General features: G+C 67.2%; 11 protein-coding genes. All 11 read left to right on the top strand.

Going from position 1 to position 12,584, the window contains the following annotated elements:
- Positions 1-29: 29 nt before the first annotated feature.
- The 11 genes from WME89_RS21105 to WME89_RS21155 all read left to right on the top strand — a co-directional run bounded on the left by WME89_RS21105 (position 30) and on the right by WME89_RS21155 (position 12,580).
- A complete protein-coding gene (locus WME89_RS21105; RefSeq protein ID WP_438010923.1) occupies positions 30-506 on the top strand; it encodes a phage tail protein in 477 nt (158 codons plus the stop codon).
- Positions 503-679 (top strand): DUF5908 family protein, encoded by a 177-nt coding sequence (locus tag WME89_RS21110; protein ID WP_438010924.1) that lies wholly within the window; start codon positions 503-505, stop codon positions 677-679. The genes WME89_RS21105 and WME89_RS21110 overlap by 4 nt, the downstream gene beginning before the upstream one ends.
- A 2-nt stretch (positions 680-681) precedes the next feature.
- A complete protein-coding gene (locus WME89_RS21115) occupies positions 682-1,425 on the top strand; it encodes a CIS tube protein (RefSeq protein WP_438010925.1) in 744 nt (247 codons plus the stop codon).
- A gap of 4 nt (positions 1,426-1,429) precedes the next feature.
- Positions 1,430-3,076 carry a type VI secretion system tip protein VgrG gene (vgrG, locus tag WME89_RS21120; RefSeq protein ID WP_438010926.1) on the top strand — a complete coding sequence of 549 codons (1,647 nt, stop codon included), beginning with the start codon at positions 1,430-1,432 and terminating at the stop codon, positions 3,074-3,076.
- Entirely contained in the window at positions 3,073-3,261 is a 189-nt protein-coding gene (locus tag WME89_RS21125) for a hypothetical protein (protein WP_438010927.1), read from the top strand. Before vgrG ends, WME89_RS21125 begins: the two co-directional genes overlap by 4 nt.
- Positions 3,251-3,667, top strand: a complete 417-nt coding sequence (locus WME89_RS21130; RefSeq protein ID WP_437575248.1) for a GPW/gp25 family protein — start codon at positions 3,251-3,253, stop codon at positions 3,665-3,667. Before WME89_RS21125 ends, WME89_RS21130 begins: the two co-directional genes overlap by 11 nt.
- A 7-nt stretch (positions 3,668-3,674) precedes the next feature.
- Positions 3,675-4,112 carry a hypothetical protein gene (locus WME89_RS21135; protein ID WP_438010928.1) on the top strand — a complete coding sequence of 146 codons (438 nt, stop codon included), beginning with the start codon at positions 3,675-3,677 and terminating at the stop codon, positions 4,110-4,112.
- A 51-nt stretch (positions 4,113-4,163) separates the two neighbouring features.
- Positions 4,164-8,387, top strand: coding sequence for a baseplate J/gp47 family protein (locus tag WME89_RS21140; protein WP_438010929.1), 4,224 nt, complete (start codon positions 4,164-4,166; stop codon positions 8,385-8,387).
- Positions 8,388-8,457: 70 nt separating this feature from the next.
- On the top strand, positions 8,458-9,210 hold the full coding sequence (locus tag WME89_RS21145; protein ID WP_438010930.1) for a hypothetical protein: 753 nt from the start codon (positions 8,458-8,460) through the stop codon (positions 9,208-9,210).
- A 113-nt stretch (positions 9,211-9,323) separates the two neighbouring features.
- Positions 9,324-10,523 carry a hypothetical protein gene (locus tag WME89_RS21150; protein WP_438010931.1) on the top strand — a complete coding sequence of 400 codons (1,200 nt, stop codon included), beginning with the start codon at positions 9,324-9,326 and terminating at the stop codon, positions 10,521-10,523.
- 65 nt (positions 10,524-10,588) lie between these two features.
- Entirely contained in the window at positions 10,589-12,580 is a 1,992-nt protein-coding gene (locus WME89_RS21155; protein WP_438010932.1) for a hypothetical protein, read from the top strand.
- Positions 12,581-12,584 lie beyond the last annotated feature (4 nt).

Genomic DNA, 12,584 nt, shown 5'->3' on the forward strand with positions numbered 1-12,584 from the left:
CCCGGGCCGAAGGGGTGGAGGTCAGGATCATGAGCGCTGCCATCCCGAATCTCGCTCCGCAGAGCGAGATGTTCGCCAGCTTCCGTTTCGGCGTCTTCTTCTTCGCCGGCGGCGTGGTGCCAAACCCGCTCGACATCCGCTTCAAGAAGGTGAAGGGGCTCTCGGCGACGGTGAAGACGACGCCGCTCGCGGAGGGCGGACAGAACCTCTACACCCAGCCGCTGCCCTCGGGGGTCGAGTTCGGCAACCTCGTCCTCGAGCGCGGCATGGTGGTGGGTTCGCCGCTGCGCCTCGAGTTCGACGCCGCCATGTCCCTCTTCAAATTCGCGACCTCGAACGTCCTCGTGACCCTCTTCAACGAGGCGTACGTCCCGGTGTCGGCCTGGTTCTTCTTCAGAGCCTATCCGGTCAAGTGGTCGACCTCTGACCTCGGCGCCGAGCCGAAGGACCTGCTCATCGAGTCGCTCGAGCTCGCCTACGCCCGGATGCAGATCATGAGGGTATGAACATGCCTGTGGAGATCAAAGAGCTGGTGATCCGCGCCGTCGTCGCGCCCCCGGAGGGGGCGCCGCGCGCGCGCGGCGCCGCGCCCGACATCACGGCCGCCGGGCAGGAGGCCGTGGTCGAGGCGGCGGTCAAGGAGGTCCTCCGGGTCCTCAGGGCGTCAAAGGAGAGATGATCGTGGGACTGAACCTCTTCAAGCTCGAGAAGCTCAAGATCAAAGCCTTCAAGGACGCCGCGCGCCGGCAGCCGAGCGCGGCGCCGTTCGAGGCGATGTTCAACCCGGCGTCCTTCTCGGACAGCTACGCGATCAACTGGGGGGCCAAGCAGGGGGTGGGCACCAGCGGGCCGCAGCTCTCGTATAGCGGGAGCAAGCCGCGCGCGCTCACGCTCACCCTGGTGGTCGACGGCACCGGCGTGGAGTCGATAGGGATCCTCGCGCCGATGCGGAAGACCGTGAAGGATCGCGTCAAGACGTTCCTCGACGTCACCTTCCGGTACAACGGGGTCATCCACGAGCCCAATTATCTGCTCGTGGAGTGGGGATCGCTGATCTTCTCCTGTCGCCTCTCCTCGGCCGAGATCAAGTACACCGCGTTCGAGCGCGACGGCACCCCGCTCCGGGCCGAGCTCCAGGTGACGCTTATCTCCGACAAGGCCGCCAAGGCGCGCGCCAGGGAGGAGGGCAAGACGTCGCCGGATCTGACGCACAGCCGGATCGTGCGCAGCGGGGACACGCTGCCGCTCCTGACCAGGGACATCTACGGCTCGTCCGCCGCCTACCTGGACGTCGCGCGGTGGAACCGCCTGGACAACTTCAGGAGCCTGATCCCCGGCCAGCAGATCCTCTTTCCACCGCTCGCCAACCTGGTCGCCGACGCCTCCAGCAAGGCCTCCAGCAAGGCCTCCAGCAAGGATAGATGACGCCATGCCCGCGGTGACTCCCACCATCCTCAGCAACGGTAAGCCGATGGACCCGGCCTACGAGCTGCTCTCCCTCGACATCCGGAGAGAGGTCGACCGGATCCCCCAGGCGGAGCTGCGCGTGCGCGACGGCGACGCCGCGAAGCGGGCGTTCGCCATCAGCGATACAGGCTTCTTCGAGCCGGGGGCGAAGATAGAGATCAAGCTCCGGTACGAGGGCGAAGCAGACCAGTGCGTCTTCAAGGGCATGGTGGTGCGGCACGGGGTGGAGGCGGGCGACGACGGCTCCGTCCTGGTGATCGGGATCAAGGACGCCGCCGTCAAGCTGACCACCGCGCGGCGGAGCGCCGTCTTCCGGAAGATGACCGACGAGGCGATCGTGAAGGAGCTCCTCGGGGCGGCCAGCGTCGAGGTCGGCACCATCGACGAGCCCAAGCTGGAGCACGCGGAGATGGTGCAATACCACTCCACGCCCTGGGACTTCATCCTCTTGCGGGCCGGCGCGCTCGGCCTCCTCGTGGTCGTCGAGGACGGCAAGGTCTCGCTCCGGAAGACGGCGGTCAAAGACGCGCCCAAGCACTGCTTCGATTATGGCATCAGCGAGATCTTCGACGTGGAGATCGAGGCCGACGCCGAGCACCAGCACCGAGCCGTGGAGAGCGTCGCCTGGGATCCCAAGGAGCAGAAGCCCACCGCGGCCAGCAAGGCGAAGAGCGTCCGCACCACCCTGGGGAACCTCGACGGGGGCAAGCTCGGCGACGCGGTCGGCAACGGCACCTGCACGCTCTCCCACCCGGTCCCCGTCGCCGCGGAGGAGCTCCAGGCCTGGGCCGACGCCCGCATGGCGAGGAGCCGCATGGCGCTGCTCCGCGGGCGGATCGCGGTGCCGGGCTTCGCCGACATCGGGCTCCTCGACGTGATGGAGGTCGAGGGGATCGGCAAGCGCTTCAACGGCACGACGCTGGTGACGGGGCTCCGCCACCGGGTCGACGCGTTGGGCTGGCGGACCGACGTGCAGTTCGGGCTCTCGCCCGAAGCGTTCAGCCGCAAAGAGGATATCCGCGACACGCCGGCGGCCGGGCTCCTGCCCGCGGTGAGCGGCCTGCAGATCGGCGTCGTCGCAGGTTTCGAGGAAGATCCCGACAAGGAGCTCCGGGTCAAGGTCATCCTCCCGGGGGTCGACGCGAAGGAGGGCAAGGGGGTCTGGGCCCGGCTCGCCGCGCCTAACGCAGGCAAGGCGCGCGGGTACTTCTTCCGGCCGGAGCCCAATGACGAGGTGGTGGTGGGCTTCTTCAACGACGATCCGCGCCGCCCGGTGATCCTGGGGGCCCTCTTCGGGTCGAAGAACGCGCCCCCGGACGTGATGGGAGATCCCAGCAAGGACAACGACAAGAGCGGGATCGTCACCAAGTTCGGGACGAAGATAACGCTCCTCGACCCCGATAAAGAGAAGGCGTCGGTGTCCATCGAGACGGCCAACAAGAACAAGCTGGTCATCGACGACAGCGCGAAGTCGATCCTCCTCTCCGACCAGCACGGGAACTCGATCACCATGGGCGAGAAGGGGATCGAGATCGAGAGCAAGAAGGACCTGAACCTGAAGATCGACGGCAATGTCACGATCACCGGCAAGGAGGTCAACATCAAATGAACCGATCAGAAGAAGCGGTGAGAGAGCTCCACCTCTCGGTGACGGTGGACGAGGTGAACCTGATCCTGGAAGGGGTGGGTCTGCTCCAGTTCGCCAGGGTCTACGCGCTGGTCGCCAAGCTCCAGCAGCAGGCGAGGGAGCAGCTCGGCGCCAAGCCCGCCCCGGAGGAGCCGGATGCTACCTGAGAGCTCTTTCCTCGGTCGAGGCTGGGCGTTCCCGCCCTCGTTTGGCCGCGGCGGCGCAGACGTGGAGATGGTCTCCGGCGCCGCCGACGTCCAGCAGAGCCTGCAGATCCTGATCGGGACCTCGCCGGGCGAGCGGGTCCTGCAGGAGACGTTCGGCTGCGACCTCGCGAGCCTGGTGTTCGAGGAGCTGGATCAGGGGCTCATCAACACCATCGAGCGGCTCCTGACGGACGCCATCCTCGAGCACGAGCCCCGGATCCAGGTCGATCGGATCGACGTCGCGGAGAGCGACACCCAGCCGGGCTGCGTGCTCATCGGGGTCAACTACACCGTCAGGGATACGAACTCGCGCTTCAACATGGTCTTCCCGTTCTATCTCACGGAGGCGACCCTCCCCGGGGGGTGAGAGCGCCATGACAAAAAAGCTCATCCTCGTCGACGGCGACAAGGCGATCTTCCTGTTCTCCTTCGGGGCCGCGCTCGTCCTGCCCAGGCCCGGAAAACTCGAGGGGAGCGGCCCGGCGACGCTGAACGGGAAGAAGCTCTGCGTCGAGGGCGACGAGGGCAAGGTCTCGGTCGCCAACTGCTCCTACGTGATTCCGGGGTACTCCATCCCGGGCACAGGGACGCTGAAGATTGCCGCCCTCGGGAGCGACCAGAAGGCGAAGAAGACCAAGACAGGTAACAAGGCTGTCCTCCTGAAAGGGACCAAATTTGACGCGACGTTCGAGGTCCAGAACCCGGCGAAGCAGCCGCCGAAGGGGCCGGGGCCGCCGATCCCGGATGCGACCCTGAAGTACCAGGGCAAAGGCATGTTCACCACGACCAACAAGATCTTCAAGGGCACCTGAAGGGGACCGCGAACGCGGATCCCCGACTCACGTTGAAGGGCAGAGCCAGTCATGTCGAGCACGTCGAAAGAGCCTGAGGGCGCAGAGCGCGACGGTACGAGCCAGGTGGGGCGCGCGCTCGCCGCGCTCGATCCCGGCTACGTCTCGGTGGACGAGCGCACGTCCGGGGAGCTCCTGGCGTTCGCGCGCGCCTACGGCAAAGAGCTCACGTACTACAATGCCAGCGGTGAGCCGGATGGGGACTGGAGCGGATTCGTCGGCTCGAAGCTCCGGCTCGAGGACGTCGCGGCGTTCCTCCAGAACCCCGAGAAGTTCACCCCCGAGGCCGCCCCCGAGCTCTATCGGCCGCATTTCGTCCTCTTCCTGGCGTTCCTGCAGTTGCTCGAGAAATCCCGGGCCGAGCTCAACACGCTGACCGGACGGCACCTCGACTTCTACTATCGCCAGGTCCTGCGGATGGCCCGGAGGCCGCCCATCCCGGATCGGGTCAACCTGATCGTCGATCTCGCCTCTGGCGGCCGAGAGGTCCTCTTGCCCGGCGGAACGCTCCTCGACGCCGGCCCGGACAGCCTGGGACGAGCGCGGATCTACACGACCGATCGGGATCTCGTCGTCAACCGGGCGCAGGTCGAGAAGATCAGCTCTCTCTTCATCGATCGACGGCGCATGGGGCTCCGCCAGGTCACGAGCCGCTACGCGAACGACAAGCCGCGGGCGTGCGCGGCGATGTTCGCTCTCGCGATCGGAGATCCGCTGCCGCCCTATCCCGGCGACGGGGCGGTGGTCGACTACGCCAAGCTGACGAGCCTTCTCGCCCTCGTGAAGCGCTCGGACAGCGACTTCTTCATGTCGCCTCCCACGCTGCGCGACCTGATGAACCGGAAGAAGCTGCGCGCCGAGACGCCCTCCGAGTGGATCGAGATCTACGCCGCGCTGGAGCTCGCCGGCACGAAGAAGAGGGGCGCTCCGTTCACGCTCGCCCGGAGCTCGCGCGACCTGGAGGCGAACCTCCAGGAGGCCGTGGGGCCCTTCACGTACGGCACGCTCCCCCAGGTGAGCACCGTCGACGATCTCTACGAGTACCGGACGCGCGACGATGTCCAGGCGTTCATCCAGGAGACGCTGGGCTTCGTGCCCGCCGACTTCGAGCAGATGATGCAGCGGAAGAGGCAGTTCGACGCCGCGTGGGGTGAGATCAATCGCATCCTCGAGAGCGCCGGGCAGAAGAAGAGGAACGATCCGACCTACCGGCTGGTGCCCACGGACGTCACGGCCTTTGCCGACAACGCCAAGGCCGCCGTCGGCACGGACGGTATCGAGCCGTACTGGAGCGGCGTGCTGGTGCTCGAGGCGTACGTCCACGTGCCGGCGGAGCGCTTCGCCAGCGCCATGGGCGAGATCCTCGACACGCCGGAGAACGAGTGGAACCAGGTATTTCCGATCCTCGAAGAGGCCCACCGGGAGAAGCTCCGCAAGGACCGCAGGGACGAGCTCCGGCGGCTCCACGAGGGCGCTCCGCCGGCGCGGCTCGTGGACCTGATCCGGTACGTGCTGGGCGAGGCCCCGAGCCCGGAGGACGACCCCGCCGCGATGGAACGCCTCGAGCCCTATCTCGGCAAGTCGGATCTCGCCAAGCTCCAGTCGTCCGCGACGACGAACGACTGGGAGGAGATCTATGTCCTCCTGGAGATCGCCCAGCGCAATCGGCTTGGCGAGCCGCCCGCAGAGAAGGAGGAGTGGTTCAACCTGTTTTCGGCGGAGGACGCCACCACGGTGTCAAGCCGCCCGAAGGGCACCGCGGGAGGCGCTCCCGCATGGGTAACCTTCGGGGTGGCGCAGCCCTCCTCGAGCGCGGGCCCCGCTCCCGCGCCCGTCCTCGGCTGGGCCCTCTGCTCTCCGCTGCTGGTGCTCGGCGAAGGCCAGCGCATCATCACGCTCACCCTGGGATTCAGCCCCGCACATTCTCCGCTGGAGGGCCTCTTCCCGCAGAGCGGAGAGCTCCCGCTGCTCTTCCAGCTCAGCACCGAAAAGGGCTGGGTCGAGTGCTCTTCGGTCGGGGTGCAGACCGGTTCGTACAAGGATCTGACCGGCACGACTCCCAAGGACAATCCGCTCGGGGTTCGATTCACGTTGACCCTGGGGGCCAGCGTCGACCCGATCGCGGCGCCGCCTTCGGGGCTCGCGGGGATAGACAGCCCGTGGCCCGTCTTGCGGCTGATGCTCCGGCCGATCTGGAGCGAGGCGGACAAGAAATACGTGATCCGCTACCGGGAGCTCGGCGACCTCCTGATGGTGTCCGCGCACGTCAAGGTGGAGGTCCAAGGGCTGAAGTCCATCCAGCTCCAGAACGACGAGACGACGCTGGACGCGAAGAAGCCCTTCGAGCCGTTCGGCAGCGCGCCGGACGTCGGTTCACGCCTCCTGCTGGGACACCCCGAGGTCGCCGGCAAGAAGCTCGACAGCCTGGCCTTCAACTTCCAGTGGATGGGGGCGCCGGCGGACCTCGCAGCCCATTACGCCAACTATCCGTCTGCCCCCTTCACCTTCACCACCAGGGTCAGCTTGATCGACGGGCGCGGGGCGACGGAGCTCGCCAAGGCAGCGCCGCTCTTCGGCGCCAAGAGCTCCGATCCGACCTCGATCGCCGTCACCACCGCCCTCGCCGCGGCCGGCGCGGCCGATCCCCAGGCGCTCGTCGAGGGCTCGCTCGATCAGGACCTGTCGACCTCTCGGCGCTACCTGCAATGGGAGCTGAACGCCCCGGATTTCCAGCACGGGAGCTACCCTGGCGTGGCGTCGAGCAAGGCGCTCGCCCTGTCGGTCGCCGTCGCCAAGGACCCGGCGAAGGTCGACGCCGCGGCGTATCAGGTGAACCCGCCTTACACGCCGAAGCTGAAGAGCCTGACGCTCGACTACGCGTCTTCGCTGGAGCTCCGCTTCGACGGCGCGCCGCGCGCCGCGGGCGGAACACCCGTCGATCGGGTGTTCCACGTTCATCCCTTCGGCGCCTGTGATGGGGAGAGAGAGCGATCGAGCGCCGGCCTTCCCTTCCTGCCCGAGTACGAGAACGACGGCGAGCTCTACCTCGGCCTGCGCGACATCTCCCCGCCCCAGACCGTCTCCATCCTCTTCCAGATGGCGGAGGGCAGCGCCAATCTGGATCGGCCGCCGCAGCCCGTCCGCTTCAGCTACCTGAGCGGCGACCGCTGGATTGCCCTGGAGCACCAGCTCATCTCGGATACGACGCGCGGCCTGATCAACTCCGGGATCGTCGAGCTCGCCCTCGCTCCGGTGGAGCCCAGCACCCGCCTGCGCGGCGATCTCTACTGGATCCGCGCCGCCGTGGAGCGGGACACGCGGAGCCTCTGTGACACCATCGCGGTCCACACCCAGGCGGTGTCCGCCACCTTCGTCGACCACGACAATGCGCCGGATCACTTCGGCGAGCCTCTCCCCGCCGGGACCATCACCAAGCTCAGCTCGGCGATCCCGCAGATCGTGGGCGTGCGCCAGCCCGACACCTCCTACGGGGGCCGGACGGCGGAGGCCGCTGACACCTGGGCCACGCGCGTCAGCGAGCGCCTCCGCCACAAGCAGCGCGCGCTTACGGTGTGGGACTACGAGCGGCTGGTCCTCGATCGGTTTCCGGAGATCTACCGCGCCAAGTGCGTCCCTGCGACGCTCGGCGAGCCCGGGAGGGTCCAGGTCGTCGTCATCCCCGATGTCCGGAACAAGCTGCCGGCCGATCCCTTCGAGCCCAAGGCGCCGGCGAACCTGCTCGCGGACGTGCGGGAGCACCTCTCGGCGCGGGCCCCCGCCTCCGCCTCGATCGCGGTCGTGAACGCCCACTACGTGGCCGTCCGCGTGCGCCTCGGCGTGCGCTTCCGGGCCGACGGCAACGACGCCTACTACACCCAGCGGCTCAACGACGATCTCAACCGGTTCCTCGCCCCCTGGGCCTACGCCGAGGGCGCCGATCTCGCCATCGGCGGGAGGATCTACGCCAACAGCATCGTCGATTTCGTCGAGCGCCGCCCTTATGTGGACTTCGTCGCGGGCATCAAGCTCTTTCGCAGCGACGACGGAGAGAGCTTCCAGAGGGTGCCGCCCCCGGCCGACGGGAGCGGAGCCTTCGTTGGAACGACGAGGCCCGACGCGGTCCTCACCACGGCGCGGGAGCACCAGATCGATATCCTCCGCGAGGGTTTGTTCGAAGAGACGCGGGTAACGGGCATCAACTTCATGAGGGTGGAGCTCGATTTCTTCATCCACTAGCGGCCTAGGATCACGCTCAGGCGTCCGAGACGACGTGTTGATCGAGCGCTGAGAAAGGCAATCACCCACCATGGAAATCAACAAAAAGAGCCGCCCTGAGCTGAAGGCGTACTTCGTCAAGAACGCCCTGCCGACGGTGGGCAACTTCAGTGATCTCATCGACGCGGGGCTGAACCAGAAGGACGACGGCCTCGCCAAGTCGGCCGATCAGCCGGTGCAGATCGAGGCGGCGACGGCCGGCGACAAGCCGGCGATCCACCTCTACGAGAGCTTCGCGACGGACGAAAAGCCCGCCTGGGTGCTGAGCCTTCGAACCGACGGCAAGAAGGGCTTCGGCGTCGGCGACGGAGACGGAAATAACCGCCTCTTCATCGATGCTACGACCGGCAACGTGGGCATCGGCACGGCCGATCCGGGCGGCTACAAGCTCAACGTCGCCGGCAACGTGAACGTGACGGGGACTCTCCGTAGCCCGATGTGGAACGTCACCCAGGTCCTCAAGCAGAAGCGTGGACCGCTGCCCGTCTTGGGCACGTTCAAGTCGGGCGGCGGCAGGCTGATCCTGCTGGTGTCTGGCTCCGGGATGCGGTCGTCGGCGGGGATGATGGAGATGCTCATCAAGCTGGATGGCAACCAGGTCGGCTCGACCAACGTGGGGGTGAACGTGGTGAACGCCCACCAGGCGTTTGTCCCCGAGTGGCTGGTGCTCCCGAGCGTCGAGCCGGGTGACCACACGATCCAGCTGGTCTACTCCTCCATACCGGGCGTCTCCTCGGACACGAATGACTTCTTCTCCGTGACCGTGCTGGAGCTCCCGTTCTGACCAGCAATGCACGAAGCTGGAGCTCGATTTCTTCATCCGCCAGGAGCCTGGGATCAGGCTCAGGCACCCGCGACGACGTGTTGACCGAACGCTGAGAGAGGCAATCGCATACCATGGAAATCAACAAGAAGAGCCGTACCGAGCTGAAGGCGTACTTCGTCAAGAACGCCCTGCCGACGGCGGGCAACTTCAGTGATCTCATCGACGCGGGGCTGAATCAGAAGGACGACGGCCTCGTCAAGTCGGCCGATCAGCCGGTGCAGATCGCGGCGTCGACGGCCGTCGACAAGCCGGCGATCCACCTCTACGAGAGCTTCGCGACGGACACCAAGCCCGCCTGGGTGGTGGGCCTGCAAGTCGGCGGCAAGAAGGGTTTCGGCATCGGCGACGGCGACGGCAAGAACCGCCTCTTCATCGATGGCGCGACCGGCGATGTGGGCATCGGTACGGCCGATCCGGCCGGCAACAAGCTCCGGGTGGCGGGGAACGTCCTCGTCGATGGCGCCGACGGCAAGGCGCGCGTGAGCTTCGGTTCCGGCAATCGCCAGATGCTCAACCTTTCTACGGAAGCGTGCGGGATCGGCGTGCAGACCAGCACCACGTACTTCCGCAGCAGCTCGAATTTCGCCTTCTACAAGGGCGGCGTGCATAGCGACAGTGCGCTCGATCCCGGCACCGGCGGCACCGCGATGCTCGTGATCAAGGACGGCAAAGTGGGGATCGGGATGACGACCCCACTGGACGGCCTCTCGCTGGCGAGCGGGTTGGCGCTGGTGTTCGGCGCGGATGATACCAACAGGGAGCACAGTAGTGGCACGATCGCCTATAAGCGCTGGACCCGCGGGCTCGACATCGTGGGGGCCGGGGACGGTACCGACGTGGCCAAGCGGCAGATCACCTTCTTCGCGGAGGGAGGTTCGAAGTTCACGGGCAAGGTGGAGGTGGATGGGACTCTCCGGAGCACGATGTGGAACGTCTCGCAAATCATCACACAGAGGCCTGGAGCGCTGCCCGTCTCGGACAAGTTCCAGTCGAGCGGCGGCACGCTGCTCCTGCTCGTGTCCGGATCGGCGTTCCGGACGAATGGGGGGGGGAGGATCCAGATGGACTTCAGCATCGACGGAAACCTGGTCGGCTCCGCGTTAGGGTGGGCTTCCAACACGTGGACCCACTACGGGTTCATCGCCGAGCCGCGGGTGGTCAAAAACATCGCGGCGGGCATCCACACGATCAGGCTCGCTGCCGGAACGGGGGACACCGTTACGGACGGCAGTGATTTCTACTCCGTGACGGTGCTGGAGCTCCCGTTCTGACCGGGCGAGGAGGCGCTCGCCAGCCGACGATGCGGTGAACGGGGGAGAGGACTGGAGCCGGGACGATGGACTACGAATTTCTACGCAGGGAAGGGATCCGCCAGCTCGAGCGGATGACAGGCGGGCAATGGACGGACTATAACGCCCACGATCCGGGGATCACCATCCTGGAGCAGCTCTGTTATGCTCTCTCGGATCTCGGCTACCGCACCGGGTACGAGATCCCGGATCTGCTCGCCGACGGCGGAGGCGATCCGTACCGGAGCCTCCACCTGCCGGCGGAGATCCTCACTTCTCACCCGGTGACGCTGGCCGATCTCCGCCGGCTCGTCCTCGACGTGGAAGGCGTCAAGAACGCCTGGGTCGAGCCGGCCACGGCGGAAGCGCTCCAGCTCTACTATCTTCCCGTGGAGCAGGAGCTCCGCCTCGCGCCCAAGGACGGCGCCTCCGAGCCGGTCCGCCTGCGCGGCCTCTACCGCGTCCTCATCGAGGCGTCGGAGCGCAGCCAGGACACCCAGGTCAGGGCCAGGGTCGCTCGAAGGCTCTACCAGAGCCGTCCTTTGTGCGAGGACTTCGCGGAGATCTCGGTGCTGGAGCCGCAGCTCATCCAGGTCGAGGCCATCGTGGAGATCACGCCGGTGGACAACCCCGCGGCGCTGCTGAACGAGATCGGCCGCGCGATCGCCGACGAGATCTCGCCGCCCGTCCCCTTCGCGACGCTCTCGCAGACGCTGGACGCCGGCGTCAGCGTCGACGCGACGTTCGAGGGGCCCCGGCTCGAGCGCGGGTTCATCTCCGACGAGGCGCTGGCGAGCGCGACGCTGCGGACCGTGATCCACACCTCCGATCTGATGCGCGCGATCACCAGCGTCGCGGCGGTGCGGGCGGTGAGCCGGATCAGCGTCTCCACGGGCGGCGCCAAGGAGGATTGGTCCCTGCCGGTCGACCCGGCTCGGGTCCCGAGGATGAACTTCGATGCATCGATGATCACCCTGATGAGCGCCGGGAGGGTGATCGCCCAATCGAAGCCGGAGAGCGCGCCGGACGCCCCCCGGGGCGCGGGCGACAGCGCGCTCGCGGTGCCCGCGGGGCGCGACCGGAACGCCGGCGCGTACACCTCGGTGCAGCAGCACCTCCCGATGCTCTACGGGATCGGCGAGATGGGGCTCGCGGACTCGGCGACGCCCGCGCGCAAGGCGCAGGCGAGGCAGCTCGCGGCGTACCTGATGTTCTTCGATCAGCTCCTCGCCAGCTCGTTCGCGCAGCTCGCCCACGTCAAGGATCTGTTCTCCCACGGCGGCGACACGCGGACGTATTTCACGCAGGCGCTCGACCAGCCCGGCCTCCGGCTCGAGGACATCTGCGCGCTCGACGACGGGCACCGGGCCCGGCTCAGAGACCTCGTGGAGAGCCCGTCCGAGGTCGCCTCCCTGGAGCGGAAGAACCGCTTCTTGAATCACCTCCTGGCCCGCTTCGCCGAGCCGATCGGCGATCACGAGGCGGCCTCCACGCCGAGCTCTCAGGCGGAGCGCGCGCGGCGCAAGCAGCGCCTCTTGCAGCGATATCCCCGGATCAGCAGCGCGCGGGGGACGGGGTTCGATTGCCTCGCGCCCGGCGGCCTCGCCAACATGTCGGGGCTGGAGGAGCGGCTCCGCATCTCGCTCGGTCTCACCGGAGACGAGGAGATCACCGTCGTCGAGCACATCCTGCTCCGTCCGATGCCGGGCGACGAGACTCAGGAGCGCCCGGCGCCGATGGACGCGCCCACGGAGAGGCCTCCCGCGGTGCTCTCGGCCGCGCGGGAGAAGGATCCCTACTCGCTGCGATTGACGTTCGTCCTCCCCGACGGGGTGGGGCGCTTCAGCGATCCAGCGTTCAAGCAGCTCGTCGAGCAGGCCCTCCGCGCGGAGACCCCGGCGCACCTGACGCCGTATGTCCTCTGGATGGCGGCCGACACCTGGGCGGCGTTCCGGACTGCTCACGAGCAGTGGTTGCAGAAGCGGCGGGAGGTCCTCGCCGCGACGTTGGGCGTGAACCTGGAGGGGCAGAGCTCGTAAAACC

This window comes from Sorangium sp. So ce321, assembly GCF_051530195.1.
Taxonomy (GTDB): Bacteria; Myxococcota_A; Polyangia; order Polyangiales; family Polyangiaceae; genus Sorangium.

Excerpts from the sequence above, each read along its gene's own strand:
- WME89_RS21105 (WP_438010923.1), top strand. The coding sequence starts at position 30 with ATGAGCGCTGCCATCCCGAATCTCGCTCCGCAGAGCGAGATGTTCGCC.
- WME89_RS21130 (WP_437575248.1), top strand. The coding sequence starts at position 3,251 with ATGCTACCTGAGAGCTCTTTCCTCGGTCGAGGCTGGGCGTTCCCGCCC.
- WME89_RS21145 (WP_438010930.1), top strand. The coding sequence starts at position 8,458 with ATGGAAATCAACAAAAAGAGCCGCCCTGAGCTGAAGGCGTACTTCGTC.
- WME89_RS21125 (WP_438010927.1), top strand. The coding sequence starts at position 3,073 with ATGAACCGATCAGAAGAAGCGGTGAGAGAGCTCCACCTCTCGGTGACG.
- WME89_RS21110 (WP_438010924.1), top strand. The coding sequence starts at position 503 with ATGAACATGCCTGTGGAGATCAAAGAGCTGGTGATCCGCGCCGTCGTC.
- WME89_RS21135 (WP_438010928.1), top strand. The coding sequence starts at position 3,675 with ATGACAAAAAAGCTCATCCTCGTCGACGGCGACAAGGCGATCTTCCTG.
- WME89_RS21140 (WP_438010929.1), top strand. The coding sequence starts at position 4,164 with ATGTCGAGCACGTCGAAAGAGCCTGAGGGCGCAGAGCGCGACGGTACG.
- WME89_RS21155 (WP_438010932.1), top strand. The coding sequence starts at position 10,589 with ATGGACTACGAATTTCTACGCAGGGAAGGGATCCGCCAGCTCGAGCGG.
- WME89_RS21150 (WP_438010931.1), top strand. The coding sequence starts at position 9,324 with ATGGAAATCAACAAGAAGAGCCGTACCGAGCTGAAGGCGTACTTCGTC.
- vgrG (WP_438010926.1), top strand. The coding sequence starts at position 1,430 with ATGCCCGCGGTGACTCCCACCATCCTCAGCAACGGTAAGCCGATGGAC.